Genomic DNA, 17,461 nt, shown 5'->3' on the forward strand with positions numbered 1-17,461 from the left:
CCGCCGTCCGGCCGCTCCGCCTGACAGTCCGATCGGCTCGACGGGCCGATCCGCCCGGCAGTCTCCGGCGCGGCGGTCAGCCCTCCTTCAGGCCCCGGTTGCGCTGGTGCTCGTCGACCAGGAGCCTGGCCAGGTCGGCCACCTTCACCTGGTGGTGCTGGGAGACCCGGCGCAGTTCCTCGAAGGCGGCCTCGGCCGAGCACCCGCTGGACTTCATGATGATGCCCTTGGCCTGGTCGATGATCGCCCGACCGGCCAGCGCCTCCTGCATCTGGGCGGCGTCGGTGCGCACCTCGTCGTAGTCCCACATGTTGGCCAGCGCCACGGTCACCTGCTCGGCCAGCATGTCGGCCAGCGAGGGCACGCCCCGGGCGGCGAAGGCGCCGGGGCGCACGCCGTACAGGCCCAGGATCAGGACCGCGCGCTCGACGGTGATGGGCATGGCCAGGATCGAGCGGACCCCGCACCGGATCGCCATCGCCGCGTAGTCCGGCCAGCGGGGGTCGCGGAGCACGTCCTGGACGATCACGTGGCCGCCGGTGGCGCGCGCCTCGGTCGCGGGGCCCTCTCCCAGCTCGCTCTCGCTCTCGACGAGGACGACGAGCTCGCTGTGGGAGGCCGAGACCACCAGCCGCTCCCGCCGCCAGAGTTCGGCGGTGCCGCCCGCGCAGCCGGGCACGCCCCCGGCGAGGGTGGCGGTCAGCCCGGACAGCACGCTCTCACTGGAGGTCTCCTCGCTGACCCTTCCGAGGGTGGCGAGATCGCGTGCGAGAACGGGCGTCACCATGTCCATGTCGTGAGTCCCCTTCCCGGTATGGATAACTTAATCACTATCTGACCGCACATCGATAAGCTTCACCGGGTGGCGTAGCGTCTACGACGGGACCAGTTCCACCTCGGCCGGCGATGAGGATGAGCATTGACCGAAGCCCTTGGCCTTCCTGCCCTGGAGCACGCACTGAGCGCCCTGACGTCCAGGGTCTCCTCACTGCGCGAGGCCCGTTCCGCCTACCCGGCCGACCCCCGCTCTACGCTCGACGCCGCCCTGGCCGAACTGGACACCGCCCGCGAGCTGCTGGACGCCGCCCTGCGCGAGGTGCGCAAGACTCCCCGGCGCTCGGGTGAGCGTGAGAGCGGCTCCCAGCGGGAGCTGAAACTGCTGCGTCAGGTGTTCAAGACGTTCCCGGTCCCGGTGCTGGTGCTGGACGGGTCGGGGACGGTCCGCCGGATCGGCTCGGAGGCCTCCCGGATGCTGGGCAGCCCGGCGGGCTATCTGATCGGCCGCTCGTTCGCGCTGTTCGTCGACATCTCCCGGCGGGCCGCCTTCCGCTCGCATCTGACCTCGGTGCAGCAGGGCGGCCGGACGGTGACCTTCCAGACCCGGCTGGCGCACCAGGGCCGGGCGCACACCGTGCAGCTGGCCCTCACCCGGCTGACCATGCCCGGCGAGCCGCACGAGATGACCGCGGTCCTGGTCCTGCCGCTGGAGACCCAGGTGGCCGACGCGCCCCCCGGACCGATCGAGCGGGCGGACTCCGCCCTGATCATGGCCGCCGCCCACCGCCAGGAGCTGCTGTCGCGGATGACCCGCCTGCTGCTGGACGAGGACAGCCTGAACCAGCCGGTGACCGTCACGCGGGCGGCGCGGCTGCTGGCCGCGGAGGCCGCCGACTGGGTGATCGCCGACGTGGTGCGCGACGGCTCGCCCCGCCGGGCCTGTGTGCTCGGCCCCGCCGACAAGCCGGTGAACGAGCTGATCCGGCTGGTCGAGAACTTCAACCCGCTGACCGCGCCGCTCATCGCCCACGTGCTGACCGGCGGCACGGGCGTGGTGCACGAGATGCTCGAGGACGAGACCCTGCTCGGCGGCATCGCCGACGGCCCGCCGCTGCTGCGGGTGATGGGCGCCGCCTCCGCGCTGTGCGTGCCGATCAGCGGGCAGGACGGTCCCGCGGGCGCCCTCACCCTCCTGCGGCTGCGCGACCGCGAGCCGTTCTCCCTGGCCGATCTGGGCCTCATGGAGGAGATCGGGGTCCACCTGGGGCTCGCCCTGCGGGCCCGGCGCAGCTTCCAGAACAGTTCCCAGGCCGCCGAGGCGCTGCGCACCAGCGTGCTGCCCCGCACCCTGCCGGACATCCCCGGGTTCGAGGCGGCGGCGATCTACCACGCGGGCTCCAGCCTGGTCGGCGCCGAGTTCTACGACGTCTTCCCGTTCTCCGAGGGGTGGGCGTTCGCGCTCGGCGGGGCGGCGGGCAAGGGCGAGGAGGCGGCGTCGGTCAGCGCCATGGTGCGCAACGGGCTGCGGGTGCTCAGCGTCTGGGAGAGCGATCCCGGCGAGACCCTGCGCAAGCTCAACCAGGCCCTGTCCGCCCAGCGCAACGGCATGTTCGTGATGGCCGTGGCCGGGTTCGTCAAGGGACGGCGGATCAGGCTGGCCAGCGCGGGCCACCATCCCGCCGCCCTGCTCCAGCCCGACGGGACGGTGCGTTTCACCAGCGGGGGCGGCGTTCCGCTGGGCATCTCCGCCGACGGCGAGACGTTCGAGGAGGAGATCACGCTGGCCGCCGGCCAGACCCTCCTGTTCTACTCCGACGGCCTGGTGAACTCGCGCAACGAACACGGCGAGGCCTACGGCGAGGGCCGCCTGGCCGACGTGCTGGCGCGGTGCGTGTCACAGGCACCGGCCACGGTGGTCAAGACCGTGGAGGAGGACCGGCACGCCTTCTCCGGCGGAAGGGTGTGGGACGAGATCGTGATACTTGCCCTGCGCGTTGTGTAGGGATCGTATAACTTAGCGTTTCATCACTTGACGTGTGCCTGAGCCGTGCGAGGCGGAGACGAGGTGTGCGGGCGAGGCGAGTACGACGACCGGTCGGGACCCGGTGCCCGGCCTCCCTGAGCGGGATGACCTTCGATGACTTCGATTCACCAAGCGGCGGTCTACGACTCCGACAAGCAGTTCCTGGAGATCGCGCTGCCGTTCGTCCGTGACGGGCTGGCCAAAGACGATCCGGTGCTGGTCGTGACCACCTCGGCCAATCTGGAGCTCCTGGGTGACGCCCTGGGCCGGGACGGCCGCCGGGTCGACTACGCCGACACCACCTTCCTGGGCCGCCGCCCGGTGCAGCGCACCACCGCCTTCCACCGCTACTGGCTCCGGCGCGGCCCGGAGGCGCCGTACGGCGGGCACGTCCGGGTGCTCTCCGAACCGCTCTGGATCGGCAGGTCCTCCGGTGACATGCGGGCCTGGCAGCGCATGGAGTCGATTCTCAACCTGCTGCTGCGGAGCACCAACGTCTGGATGGTGTGCACGTACGACGCACGGATCCACGACCCCTCGGTGATCACGACCGCGCGGCGGACGCATCCCTCGTTGTCCGAGGACGGCCGCGGCCTCCTCCCCTGCCCCGACTACACCGAGCCGCTGGAGTTCGTCCGCGAGTGCGACGCGGTCCCGCTGCCCCGGCCCCCCGCGGACGCGGTGGCCAAGTCGGTGGAGACGCTGCCGGCCCTGCGCGGTTTCGTCTCCGACCACGCGTCCCTGCTGGGGCTGACCCAGGACCGCGCGACCCTGCTCGCGGTGGCGGTCAACGAGGTGGCCGCGCACCTGGACCCGCCGATCGACGTCCACCTGTGGGAGCGGTTCGGCGCCATCACCTGCCAGATCCACCGTTCCGGGGGCGGCCTGACCGACCCGCTGGCCGGTTTCGTCCCGCCGAGCCCGACCTCCGGCCCGGGTGACGGGCTGTGGATCGCCCACCAGCTCTGTGATCGGCTGGACATCCACCACGGCGGGGACGGGTGCACGGTCCAGCTGCATGTGCCCAGCTCCCGGGCGGAAGAATTACGACAGAGTCGGAAATACTGATGTTTGCCACCGATAGTGATCGGGGTATTGTGTCAGGCATACAGATGAGTGCCTAAGACGCAGGCACCCCCTGGAAGTCCAGGCTTTCCATGCCTATCTCCCCCAGAGGTGTGCCGTGAATATTGCATTTGTCTCGTCCGACGCCCTGTCCGCCACCCAGGACCAGCCCGTGCCGTCCGCGCACCGCAACCAGATCCTGGCCGTGGCCCGTGAACTGGGCAGGGAGCACAAGGTCACCATCTACACGCGCAGGGGCGCAGACTCCAGCAAGACGCGCGTCCGCGTGGCCCACGGCGTCACCATGGAACACCTTCCCGCCGGACCGGCCCAGGACCTGCCCGAGGACGGAGTTCTGCCCTACCTGCCGGACATGGGCAGCGAGCTGATGCGCCGCTGGGGACAGAACCGGCCCGACGTCATCCACGCCCACTCCTGGACCGGCGGCCTGGCCGCCCTCGCCGGCGCGAGCGGCCTGCACGTCCCGGTCACCCAGACCTTCACCCGCCAGACCGGCGGCGACGCCCGGAAGGCACGGCTGCAGCGCGCGCTGGGCCGCCGGGCCGACGCGGTGATCGCCGGGTGCGGGGACGAGGAGTCGGAGCTGATCCGGCTGGGCGTGCCGCGCCGCAACATCGCCGTGATCCCCTGCGGGGTCGACGTCGAGCGCTTCCGCCGGCAGGGCCCGGCCGCGCCGCGCGGCACCCGGGCGCGGCTGCTGCACGTGGGACCGCTCTCCGACGACAGGGGCGTGCGGACCGCGATCCGGGCGCTGGCCGGGATCCCCGACGCGGAACTGCTGGTGGCGGGCGGACCGGCCGCCTCCGACCTGGAGCACGACGCCGACGCCTACCGGGTCCGGATGCTGGCCAAGGAGCTGGGCGTGGACGACCGGGTCAGCCTTCTCGGGCAGGTCCCGCACGCCTCGGTGCCCAAGCTGATGCGCAGCGCCGACGTCGTCCTCTCGCTGCCCCGCGAGGCCGCGGGCGGCGTCGTCGCACTGGAGGCCATGGCCTGCGGCGTGCCGGTCATCGCCTCGGCGGTCGGCGCCCACATGGACTCGGTGGTGGACGGGGTCACCGGGCTGCTGGTCGCGCCGGACCGTCCCGCGCAGACCGCCCGGCTCGCCCGCGAGCTGCTCGCCGACCCCACCCGGCGCACGGCGCTGGGCTTCGCGGCCGCCGACCGGGTCCGCTCGCGGTACTCCTGGGAGCGGATCAGCCAGGAACTGGTGCGCGTGTACGAGGACGCCCTCGCCGCACAGCGCTGAGGCTCCGCCCCGGAGCCGGGACTCCCACGCGGAGCTGAACCTCCACCTCGGACGAACCGCGTCACGCGGTCTCACATATCCATCCGGTACGGCCGGCACGGGCTCGCCCCGCGCCGGCCGTACCGCGTTCGGGGACCTCGCGGACGGCGCCGCGCGGGCGGTCCCTCTACGCCTGCTCTACGGTCCCCCTACGGCTTCCCTACGCCCGTCGGCGAGGCTCGTCCCGCGGGGCCGTCCGGCCCCTCCGAGGGAGGTCATGCATGATCCGGAAACTGGAAGAACTCGGCGACCGGCTGCTCGGCCTGGCGCTGCCGAAGATCTCGGCGTCCGCGGCGGAGTACTGCTACTGGGGCAGCTGCGGCTGCCAGAGCGTCCGGAAGTGGCGCGCCTACACCTGCTGCCTCAACGGCCGGTGCAACACCCAGTGCAAGTACTACCACGACTGCGGCTGATCCGAACGCCCCGCGGGTGAGCACCCCCGCCCGCGGGGCCCGAGATTCGGGAGACTGATGGACTATCTCGTCGTCGCGGTCCGCTGCGCGCTCTTCGTGGTCTTCGCGGCCTCCCTGGTGAGCAAGGTCCGCGGCCGCGTCTCCTTCGCCTCGTTCACCGCGTCCCTGCCCGGTTTCGGGGTCCCCGCCGGCCGGGCCCGCGGCGTGGCCGGCGCCGTCGTGGCCGCGGAGGCCGCCGTCCTCGTCCTGCTCGCCCTGCCGGACACGGTTCCCTTCGGGTTCGCCCTGGCCACGGCCCTGCTCGCGGTGTTCTCCTGGGCCATGGCGCGGGTCCTGCGCCGCGGGGCGCGCGTGCCCTGCCGGTGCTTCGGCGCGTCGGCCACCCCCGTGTCGGTCCTGCACGTCACCCGCAACCTCGTCCTGGCCTGCGCGGCGCTGACGGCCGGGGCGTTCTCCGCCGCCGCCGGACAGCCGCCGCACCCGGCGGGCCTGATGATCGCCGCGGCCACCGGCGCCGTGCTCGCCGCGCTGGTCATCACGCTCGACGACATCGCCGGGCTGTTCACCGCATCCCCCTCTCACCTCAAGGACCGGAGATGACGTACCTGACCGCCGCCGTGGTCTTCGTCGGCCTGCTGTGCCTGTTGAACCTCGTGCTGCTCCTGGGCGTCGTGAAGCGCCTGCGGCAGCATTCCGACCTGCTCGCCGCGGGCGGCCGCCCCGGCCCCGGGCCCTCGCTCGAACCGGGCGGGACGATCGGCGACTTCCGCGCGCCCACGGCCGACGGCGCCACCCTGGCCGCCGAACAGCTGGCCGGCGGGACGATCGTCGGTTTCCTCTCCCCGGGCTGCGGGCCCTGCGAGCGGATACTGCCGGAGTTCGCGCGGTTCGCCGCCGCGGACACGCGCCCCGTGCTGGCCGTGGTGGTCGCCGCCGCGCCGGAGGAGGCCGGCCCGGCCGCCGAGCTGCTCTCCCCCGCCGCCACCGTGGTGGTCGAGGGGATCGACGGGCCGGTCGCCCGGGCCTTCGGGGTCGACGCGTTCCCCACCTTCTGCCTCGTCGGCGAGGACGGCACCGTCGCCGCGGTCGGGCTCGACCACCGCGACCTCCCCGCCGCCGTCCCGGCATGATCGATCCCTCCTCGCCCGGAGCCACCGTGGCGGGAGCGCGCCGGGCCGTGGCGCTGGCCCGGCGCTCCGCCCCCGGCTGGCTGCTGTGCCACGTGCTGCTCACCCTGGCCGGGGCCGCGACCCCGGTCGCCGCGGCCTGGCTGACCAAGCTCCTGCTGGACGCCCTGACCGCCGGCGCCGACCCGGCCGGCCCCCTGCTCGGGCTCGCGGCGGCCGGGCTGGCCGCCGCGGTGACGCCGCAGCTGCTGGCCTATTCCAGGGCCGAGATGAACCGCGCCGCGCGGCTGCGCGCGACCGGGGAGCTGTACGCGGCGGTGAACGACTTCACCGGCCTGTCCCGGTTCGAGGACCCCCGCCTCCTGGACCGCCTCCGGCTGGCCGAGCAGGCCGCGCTCACCGCGCCCAACCAGGTGGTCGAGGGAGGGCTCGGCGCAGCGCAGAACCTGCTGACCTTCTGCGGGTTCCTCGCGTCCCTGGCCGCCCTGAGCCCGGCCATGGCGGCGATCCTGGTCGCCTCGGCCGTCCCCGTGCTGCTGGCCGAACTCGCGCTGAGCCGCCGCCGGGCGCGGATGATGTGGCGCATCAGCCCGGCCGAACGCCGTGAGCTCTTCTACGGCGGCCTGCTGAGCACCGCCGAGGCCGCCAAGGAGATCCGGCTGTTCGGCGTCGGGGAGTTCCTGCGGGGCAGGATGCTCGCCGAGCGCCGTACCGCGGACGCGGCGAAGCGGGCCGTGGACCGGCACACGCTGCTCGTCCAGGGCGGTCTGGCCGCGCTCGGCGGGGCGGTGGCCATGGGCGGCCTCTACTGGGCCGCCTCGGGCGGGCGGCTGACCGCCGGCGACGTCGTCCTGTTCGCCGCCGCGGTCGCCGGCTCGCAGGGCGCGGTGGGCGCCCTGGTCGGCGAGCTGGCGCAGACCCACGAAGCGCTGCTGATGATGCACCACTTCACCGCCGTCACCTCCGCGGGTCCCGACCTGCCCGAGCCGGCGCGGCCCCGGGCCCTGCCGCCGCTGCGGGAGGGGATCGAACTGCGCGACGTCTGGTTCCGCTACGCCGACGACCAGCCGTGGGTGCTGCGCGGGGTCAGCCTGCGCATCGGCTCGGGCCGCTCCGTCGCGCTGGTCGGGCTGAACGGCGCGGGGAAGAGCACGCTGGTCAAGCTGCTGTGCCGGCTCTACGACCCCGGCCGGGGGACGATCCTGTGGGACGGCGTCGACATCCGGCAGGTCCCGGCCCGGGAGCTGCGCCGCCGGATCAGCCCGGTCTTCCAGGACTACATGTGCTACGACCTGACGGCCGCCGAGAACATAACGATCAGCGACCTGCAGGCCGCGCCCGGCGTCGTCGAGACGGCCGCGCGGAGGGCGGGGGTCCACGACGTGCTGTCCGCCCTGCCGCGCGGCTACGACACCCTGCTCAGCCGTACCTTCTCCAGCGAGGCCGAGCACGAGGACCCCGAGGCCGGCGTCCTGCTGTCCGGCGGCCAGTGGCAGCGGGTCGCGCTGGCCAGGGCCCTGCTGCGGGGCGAGCGCGACCTGATGATCCTGGACGAGCCGAGCTCCGGGCTGGATCCCCGGGCGGAGCACGAGATCCACGCCATGCTGCGCGAGCACCGGGCGGGGCGGACCAGCCTGCTCATCTCCCATCGCCTCGGAACGGTCAGGGACAGCGACCTGATCGTGGTACTGGACGACGGCAGGGTGACCGAGGAGGGCTCCCACGAGGAGCTCATGGCCCGCGGCCAGGTCTACGCCCGGCTGTTCAGGCTCCAGGCCGAGGGCTACCAGGCCGACGCCGTGGTCCCGGGGCGGCCGTGATGCCGGCCGCCGTCGCGCTCGTGGCCGTGGTCGCGGCCGTGATCGCGGTCCTCGCCGCGGTGCTCCTGTGGTTGCGCGGCCGCCTGTTCGTCGTCACCGTCGAGGGCCGGAGCATGGAGCCGTTCCTGCGCGCCGGGCAGCGGGCCCTGGCCAGGAGGGCGCCGCGCGGCGGCGTCCGCGCGGGCCAGGTGATCGTGATCACCAGGCCGGAACTCGGCTCCGAGGCCGAGATCGTCGGCTGGGAGCCCGGCCGGTGGATGGTCAAACGGGTGGCCGCCGTCTCCGGCGATCCGGTGCCGGCCGCGCTCGCGGACGCGACCGGAGGCCCCGGAGCCGCCGCAGCCCGTGAGCTCGACGGGACTCACGGAGCTGGCCGGACTGGTGAGGCTGATGGGGCTGATGGGGCTGACGAGGCTCGCGAAGCTGGCCGGACTGGCGGGGCTGACGGAGCTGGCGGAGCTCACGGGGCCCGGGCCGTGCCGCCGGGCCGCATCCTGGTGCTCGGGGACAATCCCGAGGTCAGCCTCGACTCCCGGACGTTCGGCGCCGTGCCGGTGGAGCGCGTCCTGGGCGTGGTGATCCACCGGATGCGCGCCCCCGCGTGACGACGGGACGCCTTGGTCCGGCCCCGGGGCCCGGATATTCTCCTGATCATGAGGGCGACCGCTCCGGTTCCGCGTTTCCGATGCCTCGGCCCGCCGTCGATCCGGAACGGGACCGGCTGGGTGGTCCCGGGAAGCCTGAAGGTCCGCCATCTTCTGGCCGTCCTCCTGGTCAGCGCCGGGCGCAGCGTGCCGGCGGGGGACATCGTCGCCGAGCTGTGGAACCGGGATCCCCCGGCCACGCACCGGACGCTCGTCCGCGGTTACGTGCGGGAGCTGCGGCGGCTCCTGGGCGACTCGGAACGGGACGTGGTACGGCATCACAATGACGGTTACCTGCTCCGGGTCGAGCCGGGCGAGCTGGACTCCGAGCAGTTCGAGCTGCTGTGCGACCAGGCGTGCGAGATGCACGGCGCGGGCGACCTGGAATCGGCGGGCCGGCTGTTCGACCAGGCGCTGGCGCTGTGGCGGGGCCCCGTCTTCGCGGGCGTCCCCCCGACGCTCACGCTGCTGCCCCACGTCTCGGCGCTGCGGGAACGGCGGCTGCTCGCGCTGGAGTCCCGCGCCGACATCGACCTGCGCACGGGCCGGCATCGCGAGGCCGTCCCCCGGCTGCGGCAGCTCGCCGGGAAACATCCGCTGCACGAGCCGTTCACCCTGCTCCTGATGCGGGCGCTGCGGGAGACCGGCCGGCGCGCGGAGGCCCTGAACGCCTACTCCCTCCTGCGCGGGCACACGGTGCGGGAACTGGGGCTGGAGCCCGGACCGCAGCTCCGGCGGCTGCACGCGCTTCTCCTGGCCGAGGAGGACGCCGGAGCCGATGACGCCGGAGCCGGGAAGGACGGAGCCGGGAAGGACGGAGCCGGGAAGGACGGAGCCGGGAAGGACGGAGCCGATGAGGGCGCCGGGCGGGCGCCCGCGTTCACCCCGCCCGTCCCCGCCCAGACGCCCCCGGACATCGCCGACTTCACCGGGCGGGAGAAGGAGGTCGCCCAGTGCCTGTCGGTGCTCTCGGCGGCGGACGGCCCCGCTCCCCGGATCCTGTCGGTGTCCGGGCGCGCCGGGGTCGGCAAGACCACCCTGGCCGTGCACCTGGCGCACCGGTTGCGCGGGGCCTACCCCGACGGGCAGCTCTACGCCGACTTCTCCGCGCCGCACACCACCCCGGACGAGGTGCTGGGCCAGTTCCTCCGCGCGCTCGGCCTCCCCCGCACCGCGGTGCCGGGCGGTCTCGCCGAACGCCTCCAGTGCTACCGGAGCGTCCTGGCCGGCCGCCGGGTGCTGATCGTCGCGGACGACGCCCACTCCGAGTCCCAGGTCCGCCCGCTGATTCCGGGATCGCCCGGGTCCTCGCTGCTGGTGACCAGCCGCAGCCGTCTGCTGGGCCTGGAGTCGGCGCACTTCGCCGACCTCGACGTGCTCCCCCACGGAGCCGCGCTCGACCTCCTGGCGGGCATCGCGGGAGCCGAGCGGGTCGGGAGCGAGAGCGAGGCGGCGTCGGAGATCGTCGAGCTGTGCGGCAGGCTGCCGCTGGCCATCAGGATCGCCGGAGCGCGCGCCGCCGCCAGGGCGGCCCGGCCGCTGTCCGCGTTCGCCGCGGAGCTGTCCGACGAGGCGGACCGGCTCGACCTGCTCAGGGCGGGCGACCTCGACGTCGAGGCGGCCATCACCGGCACCTACACGAGCCTGGACCCGCGCTGCCGGAGGCTCTTCCGGCTGCTCGGGCTGCTCGGCGCGCCCGACTTCTCCCCCTGGCTCGCCGCTGCGCTGGCCCGCCTGCCCGAGCGGGAGACGAGCCGGCTGCTGTCGTCGCTCGTGGAGGCGCGGCTGGTCGACGAGACCGGATGGTCCAGGTTCCGGCTGCACGATCTCGTCCGCCTCTTCGCCCGCCGCCGCGCGGAGACGGACGAGGACGCGGCCGCCCGGACGGCCGCGCTGCGCCGGGCGTTCGGGGGGCTGCTCCTGCTCGCCCAGGAGGCCGACGCCCGGCTCGGGGTCCGGACCGTGGCCCGCCTCCGCCCGGCCGTCCCCCGGGGCGCGCCCGGCTCGCCCGAGGCGCCCGCGGACAGCCCCGAGACGCTCATGGACAGCCCCGAGGTGCTCGTGGGCGACCCTTTCGAGTGGTTCGAGACGGAGCGGAAGACCGTCTCCGCCTCGGTGCGGCAGGCGGCGGCGGCAGGACTCACGGATCTCGCCTGGGGCCTGGCCGCCGCCGCGCAGACCTTCTACGAGCTGAGGGACGTCGGCGAGGGGGCGGAGGTCCACCAGGTCGCGCTGGCCGCCTGCCGGAGATCGGGGGACCGCCTGGGCGAGGCGGTCATGCTGCGGAATCTGGCGGATCTCCACACGGGAACGGCCGGCGCCGTACTCGACGACAAGCTCGGATGGGCCGAGAGCGCCCTGATGATCTTCCGGGAGCTGGGTGAGCGCGAGGGCGAGGCCGACGCGCTCTACCTCTGCGGTGACGTGCACAGGCTGCGCGGCGACCACGAACGGGCCCTGCGGTGCTTCCGGGAGAGCTCCGCCGTCGCGAGCGCCCACGGCTACCTGCTGGGCCAGTTGCACACCCTCCAGCAGCTCGCCGGGATCAGCCAGGCGCAGGGGAGCCCGGACGCCGCCCTCCGGTACGCCGAACGGGCTCTGTCGATCGCGGAGGAACTGGCCAGCCCCCGGGACGAGTGCGTCGTGCGAGGGCTGCTCGGCATGATCCACCGCCGGCGCGGCGAGCTCGTCCCCGCCGAGGCGCAGCTGCGGCGGGCGGCCGCGAAGGCCCAGGCCGCCGCGGACCCGCTGATGGAGGCGCAGATGCTCGCCCACCTCGGGCAGCTGTACGCCGACGACGGCCACGCCGAGGCGCGGCAGACGCTGGAACGGGCGCTGCTGCTCGGCACCGTCCATCATTACGACTTCGGCCGGGCCGTCGCCCTGCACGGGCTCGGGCTGCTGGAGATCGCCGAGGACCGCCCGCAGGAGGCCGCCGGCAGGCTCCGCGCGGCCATGGAGATCTGGGACGGGCTGCAGAACACGCTGGGCAGGGCCCGCACGCTCGCCGCTCTCGGCGAGGCCCACGCGAAGGGGGGCGACCGGGCCGCCGCGCGCGCCGCGCTGGAGGAGGCCCGGTGCGAGTATCGCAGGCTCGGCGACGACCGGGAGGCGGACAGGATCGGCGCCCTGCTCTCCTCCTGACCGCCGCCCGTGCCGGCCGTATCGCGCCGGAACGGTGTTGAACGAACCGTTTGGATGGATATACGGTTTACCGCATGTTGATTCACCCATGGGACGCCGCGACCGAGGACGAGGCCCTGGACTTCGTCCGCGCCAACGAGTTCGGCCACCTGATCGCCTCCGGCCGGGACCGTGACGTGCCGGTCGTGGTCCCGACGCAGTTCCTGCTCGCCGGCGACCGCGAGATCCTGCTCCACCTGGCCCGGCCCAACCCGATCTGGGCCGCGATCGAGGAGAACCCGGCCGTGCTGCTGTCCGTCGCGGGCGACTGGGCCTACGTCCCGGGCGGCTGGAAGGTCCTGCCCGGCGAGGACGACCCGCGCCGGGGCGTGCCGACCACCTACTACGCGGCGGTCCAGCTCGTCTGCCGCGCCGAGATCGTCACCGACGCCGCGGGCAAGGCCGAGATCCTCCGGGCGCAGATCGGCCGCCTGGAGAACGAGGGGGCGCTGGTCGACCCCGCCGAGCACGAGCGGCGCTTCGCCGGAATCCGGGGGCTGAGGCTGGCGATCCAGAAGGTGGACGGGAAGTTCAAGTACGGCGGCAACGTCGACGAGGCGCACCGGCGGCACGTCGCCGGGCGGCTCGCCGAGCGCGGCGCCCCCGGCGACGCCGCCGCCCGGGGACACCTCCTGCGCCGCCTGGGCGGATGAGCCCCGCGGGCCGGTGAACGTCGCGGGCGAGAGCGCGGATGCGTGTTGAGGCCATGAATCCCGCCAAGGCCGATCAATGCCACATACGGCCTATGAAGCGAAAAATCCCGCGCGCCTCCCGTACCCCTCTGTCAGGGTGGAGGGCACGGGAGGCGGATGACACATGGATCTCAGCGACGCCAAGCACCTGTCCCACGCGCTCAGCACCCTCATGCGGGACGCCCACCTGACGCTGGAGGAGAACAGGAAGACGCCCGAGCTGGTGGCCAGGGTCACCGGCCACCTCGGCTGCGATCTCAAGCACGTGGTGTCGGTCACCGAGACCTTCGCCGCCTGGGAGCAGGCCAACCTCCAGCGCGGCGTGGACGCCTACCTCGCCCGGCACAGCCCGCAGGCCGAGTGGTTCGGCGTCGCCGGGCAGGGACGCGAGCACGACGACTACGTGAACATGCTGGCCGGCGCGGCGCGCGGCTACGAGCAGTACGAGATCGGCGCGGTCGACTACGCCACGGCGTCCATCGGCCCCGACGCGACCATGGAGATCATCGCGCTCGGGCTGGTCCTCACCCGCTCGCCCGGCGGATCCCCCGTGGTGATCGGCCTGCGCGGCCCGCAGGAGCGCGGGATGCAGCAGTCCCAGATCACCGTGCTGGCCGCCGAGCGGCGGGACGCCGTCGCCACCCGCGACGAGGCCGGCCGGCTGATGCGCGAGAACGACGTCTACCGGGGGCAGGTCCTGTCGTTCATGTGGAGCGAGCACCGGGGCAACGACCTGGTGACGTTCCTGCCGCGGCCGGAGATGGCCGCCGACCAGGTGGTGCTGCCCCCGGGTGTGCTGGACACGGTCGAACGGCACATCGTCGGCATCGGCGAGCTGGCCGTACGGCTGCGCGAGCACGGCCAGCACCTCAAGCGCGGCCTGCTGCTGCACGGCGCGCCCGGGACCGGCAAAACCCACACGGTCCGCTACCTGATGGGCCGGATGACCGGGTCCACGGTGATCGTGATGACCGGGTCGGCGATCAGGTTCGTCAGCGAGGCGGCCGGGCTGGCCCGGAGGCTCCAGCCCGCGGTGGTCGTCCTGGAGGACGTGGACCTGGTCGCCATGGACCGCTCCTTCAGCCCCGAGGGCAACCCCCTGCTGTTCGCGCTGCTGGACGCCATGGACGGGGTGGGCGCCGACTCGGACGTGACGTTCGTGCTCACCACCAACCGCGCGGGGGTCCTGGAGCGGGCGCTGGCCGACCGCCCGGGCCGGGTGGACCTGGCGGTGGAGATCCCCAAGCCGGACGCGGCCGGCCGGGCCGCGCTGCTCCGCCTCTACGCCCGGGACCTGCGCCTGGAGGCCGACCTCGACCCGATCGTCACGGCGACCGAGGGGGCGACCGCGTCCTTCTTCAAGGAGTTGCTGCGCCGCGCCGTACTGACCGCCCTGCGCGAGGACGGCGCCGGGGGCGGGGCGGAGGGCGGGGCGGTGCCCGGGGGCGCCGGCCTCGTGCTCACGGGCGCGCACCTGGAGACCGCGCTGGAGGAGATGCTCAGTGAGCGGGAGGCGCTGACCAGGGCCCTGCTCGGGTCGGGAGAGCACGACCCGGACGGTGAACCTCCCTTGACGGTCTCCGGCGACGTCTACCCGGGCGACTACGACGATGGAACCTCCGTCGGGTTCGTCAGCTTCGGGCCCTGAGCACCGCCGCCCGGGAATGATCTCGCGGATGCCGGACCCGTGGAGGCCGGATCCCGTGGAGGCCGGATCCCGTGGAGGTCAGCCGACGAGCCGTTCTTCGGCGGGGCGCGGAGACTCGCTCGCGTCGCCGCGGCGGGACACGGTCGCCAGCACGGAGCCGCCGAGGATCAGCGCGAACGAGACGAGGATCGGCACGGTGAGCGGCTCCCCGAGCACGATCACGCCCGCGGTGACGGCGACCGCCGGGTTGACGTAGGTGAACACCAGCGCGCGGGAGGTGCCGACCTCGCGGATGAGCGCGAAGAACACGATGAACGCCAGCGCCGTGCAGATGAGGGCGAGACCGGCCAGCGCGGCCAGCACCTGCCCGCTGGGCAGCGCGTCCGGCCAGGTCAGGACGGCCGGGGGCGTGTAGACGAGCGCCGCCAGGCCGAGGCAGACCGCGGTCATGGGCAGGGCGGGGACGTCCTGCAGCCGCCGCGCGGCGATGATCGGCGCGATGGCGTAGCAGGTCGCGGTCAGCAGCACCTCGGTGATCGCCCAGGGGTCCCCGCCGCGCAGCTCCGGCGCGGCCAGCACGGCCACCCCGGCCAGCCCCACGGCCAGCCCGGCCCACCGGACGGCGCCGAGCCGCTCGGTGTCGCCGGTCAGCCGTCCCAGCAGCACCGCGACGATGGGCGAGGCCGCGATGAGCAGGCCGGTCATCGAGCTGGTGAGATGGCGCTCGGCATCCGACAGCAACCACCACGGCACCATGATCTCGATCGTCGCGAAGGCGGCCAGCGGCCGCCAGTGCCGGAGGATCCCCCGCAGCCGGCCGCCCCGCAGCGCCAGCGGGAGCAGCACGGCGGCGCCGACCGCGGTCCGCGCGAACACCAGCACGGGCACGGACACGCCGTCCACCGCCACCTTGATCATCAGGTACGGGACGCCCCAGATGACGCTCATCAGGGCGAACAGGATCCAGCCGCGCCTGCTCATCGGATCACGCTCCCGGCCCGGCCGGGCCGCTCGTCGGCCGTCGTTCCCACGCGGACCTCGCTTCCTTGGCATCCGTCGCGAACAGGTCGGTGCGGAGTCACCCACGACCCTAGGAAAACGATTGGCCGGATGTAAGGTCCAATAACAGCCGATCCGATTGGGCCAATGGAGGAACGGATGGAGTTCCACGTCGCGCTCACCGGACGCGGCGACCTGAGCGCGCGGATCTACCGGGAACTGCGCGAGGCCGTCCTCGACGGCCGCCTGCGGCCCGGGGAGCGTCTCCCGCCCACACGTGAGCTGGCGGGGCGGCTGGGCGTCTCGCGCAACACCGTGGCCGTGGCCTACGACAGCCTCACCGCCGAGGGCTTCCTCACGGGCAAGGTCGGCTCGGGCACGTTCGTGCGCGCCCGGCCCCTCCCCCGCGGGCTGCCGCGGAACGCCCCGGCGGGCGGCGGCGTGCGGCCCCGGCCGGTGTGGGAGGCCATCCTGGCCGAGGACACCATGGCCGGGGGTGTCCTGACCGGAGAAGCCTGGGCCGAAGGCGGCGCGACCGGACACACCATCGCCGGGGACGACCGGCCGGAGTACGACTTCCAGACCGGGGTCCCCGATCCCGGGCTGTTCCCGCTGGAGGCGTGGCGGCGGCTCATCGCCCGCGAGCTCCGCGAGCTCCGCGGACTCGGTGAGCGCGGTGAGCGGAGTGAGCGGGGCGGTTCCCACGGGCCCCACGCGTTCCACGAGCCCCACCATCCCGCCGCCGGTCTCGGCCGTTACGCCGACCCCGCCGGACATCCCGGGCTGCGGACGGCGATCGCGCGCTCCGTGGGCGTCTCCCGCTCGGTGCGCGCGGGGGCCGGAGACGTCCTCGTCACCCAGGGCGCGCAGCAGGCGCTCGACCTCGTCGCCCGCGTGCTGATCGAACCGGGCGACCGGGTGGCGGTCGAGGAGCCGGGCTACCCTCCGGCCCGGCTGCTCTTCCGGTCGCTGGGCGCCCGGGTGAGCGGCGTCCCGGTCGACGGGGAGGGCCTGGACGTGGCGGCCCTGCCCACCGGCACGCGGCTGGTCTACGTCACGCCGTCCCACCAGTTCCCGCTGGGCACGCCGATGTCCCTGGCGCGCCGTACGGCGCTGCTCGCCTGGGCGGAGCGCAACGACGCCGTGGTGATCGAGGACGACTACGACAGCGAGTACCGCTTCGCCGGCCGCCCGCTCGAGCCGCTGCAGAGCCTCGACCGGTACGGCCGCGTCGTCTACGTCGGGTCCTTCTCCAAGACGCTGCTGCCCGTGTTGCGGCTCGGCTTCCTGGTCGCCCCGGCCTCGCTGCGGCCCGCGCTGCACGCCGCCAAGCGCCTCACCGACTGGCACGGCGACCTGATCACCCAGGGGGCGCTGGCGCGCTTCATCGACGAGGGGCTGCTGTCACGCCACATCCGCAGGGCGACGCGGGAGTACGCGGTGCGCCACGCGAAGATCATGACGATGCTCCGGGAGCGCCTCGCCGGCCGGTTCCGCCCGGTTCCCTCGGCCGCCGGCCTGCACCTGTGCGCGCGGCTCGCCCCGGACGCCGGGATCGACCTCGGGCGGGCGCTGGACCGCGCCCGCGAGGCGGGGGTCGGCGTCGAGAGCCTCGCCCGCTACTGCGGAGAGGCCCCCGCGCAGGAGGGCCTCGTGATCGGATACGGCGCGATCCGGACGTCCCTGGTCGACGAGGGCCTGCGGCGGCTGGCGGCGTGCCTCGGCGGCGACGGCTGACAGCGCGCGGCTCCCGGTGCCTCC

Annotated in this window: 14 protein-coding genes; 12 read left to right on the forward strand and 2 right to left on the reverse strand. The window is 73.9% G+C overall.

Going from position 1 to position 17,461, the window contains the following annotated elements:
- Positions 1-76 precede the first annotated feature (76 nt).
- Entirely contained in the window at positions 77-793 is a 717-nt protein-coding gene (locus Plo01_RS01925) for an ANTAR domain-containing response regulator (RefSeq protein ID WP_203888705.1), read from the reverse strand.
- 126 nt (positions 794-919) lie between these two features.
- Here Plo01_RS01925 and Plo01_RS01930 point away from each other — a divergent pair, with 126 nt between their 5' ends.
- The 11 genes from Plo01_RS01930 (at position 920) to Plo01_RS01980 (ending at position 14,701) form a co-directional block, all read left to right on the forward strand.
- Positions 920-2,779 (forward strand): SpoIIE family protein phosphatase, encoded by a 1,860-nt coding sequence (locus Plo01_RS01930; protein ID WP_203888706.1) that lies wholly within the window; start codon positions 920-922, stop codon positions 2,777-2,779.
- A gap of 135 nt (positions 2,780-2,914) precedes the next feature.
- Complete coding sequence (locus Plo01_RS01935) at positions 2,915-3,868, forward strand: anti-sigma factor RsbA family regulatory protein (RefSeq protein ID WP_203888707.1); 954 nt, start codon at positions 2,915-2,917, stop codon at positions 3,866-3,868.
- Positions 3,869-3,983: 115 nt separating this feature from the next.
- Positions 3,984-5,135, forward strand: a complete 1,152-nt coding sequence (locus Plo01_RS01940; protein ID WP_239315797.1) for a glycosyltransferase — start codon at positions 3,984-3,986, stop codon at positions 5,133-5,135.
- Positions 5,136-5,395: 260 nt separating this feature from the next.
- Complete coding sequence (locus tag Plo01_RS01945) at positions 5,396-5,587, forward strand: hypothetical protein (protein ID WP_203888708.1); 192 nt, start codon at positions 5,396-5,398, stop codon at positions 5,585-5,587.
- Positions 5,588-5,644: 57 nt separating this feature from the next.
- Positions 5,645-6,187 carry a MauE/DoxX family redox-associated membrane protein gene (locus tag Plo01_RS01950; protein ID WP_203888709.1) on the forward strand — a complete coding sequence of 181 codons (543 nt, stop codon included), beginning with the start codon at positions 5,645-5,647 and terminating at the stop codon, positions 6,185-6,187.
- A complete protein-coding gene (locus Plo01_RS01955; protein WP_203888710.1) occupies positions 6,184-6,717 on the forward strand; it encodes a TlpA family protein disulfide reductase in 534 nt (177 codons plus the stop codon). The genes Plo01_RS01950 and Plo01_RS01955 overlap by 4 nt, the downstream gene beginning before the upstream one ends.
- Positions 6,714-8,534 (forward strand): ABC transporter ATP-binding protein, encoded by a 1,821-nt coding sequence (locus Plo01_RS01960; protein ID WP_203888711.1) that lies wholly within the window; start codon positions 6,714-6,716, stop codon positions 8,532-8,534. Before Plo01_RS01955 ends, Plo01_RS01960 begins: the two co-directional genes overlap by 4 nt.
- Positions 8,534-9,139, forward strand: coding sequence for a signal peptidase I (gene lepB / locus Plo01_RS01965; protein WP_203888712.1), 606 nt, complete (start codon positions 8,534-8,536; stop codon positions 9,137-9,139). The genes Plo01_RS01960 and lepB overlap by 1 nt, the downstream gene beginning before the upstream one ends.
- 48 nt (positions 9,140-9,187) lie before the next feature.
- Positions 9,188-12,322: an AfsR/SARP family transcriptional regulator gene (locus tag Plo01_RS01970; protein ID WP_203888713.1), complete on the forward strand. Its 3,135-nt coding sequence runs from the start codon at positions 9,188-9,190 to the stop codon at positions 12,320-12,322.
- Between the two features lie 74 nt (positions 12,323-12,396).
- Positions 12,397-13,014 (forward strand): FMN-binding negative transcriptional regulator, encoded by a 618-nt coding sequence (locus Plo01_RS01975; protein ID WP_203888714.1) that lies wholly within the window; start codon positions 12,397-12,399, stop codon positions 13,012-13,014.
- A gap of 163 nt (positions 13,015-13,177) precedes the next feature.
- The gene (locus Plo01_RS01980) at positions 13,178-14,701 is read left to right on the forward strand and encodes an AAA family ATPase (RefSeq protein WP_203888715.1); all 1,524 of its coding nucleotides are present in this window, start codon (positions 13,178-13,180) and stop codon (positions 14,699-14,701) included.
- Between the two features lie 78 nt (positions 14,702-14,779).
- Here the strand turns inward: Plo01_RS01980 and Plo01_RS01985 are convergent, their stop codons facing one another.
- Positions 14,780-15,682: a DMT family transporter gene (locus Plo01_RS01985; RefSeq protein ID WP_203888716.1), complete on the reverse strand. Its 903-nt coding sequence runs from the start codon at positions 15,680-15,682 to the stop codon at positions 14,780-14,782.
- Positions 15,683-15,859: 177 nt separating this feature from the next.
- Here Plo01_RS01985 and Plo01_RS01990 point away from each other — a divergent pair, with 177 nt between their 5' ends.
- Positions 15,860-17,437, forward strand: a complete 1,578-nt coding sequence (locus Plo01_RS01990) for an aminotransferase-like domain-containing protein (protein WP_203888717.1) — start codon at positions 15,860-15,862, stop codon at positions 17,435-17,437.
- The last annotated feature ends 24 nt before the right edge of the window (positions 17,438-17,461 follow it).

Source organism: Planobispora longispora (genome assembly GCF_016863135.1).
Classification (GTDB): domain Bacteria; phylum Actinomycetota; class Actinomycetes; order Streptosporangiales; family Streptosporangiaceae; genus Planobispora; species Planobispora longispora.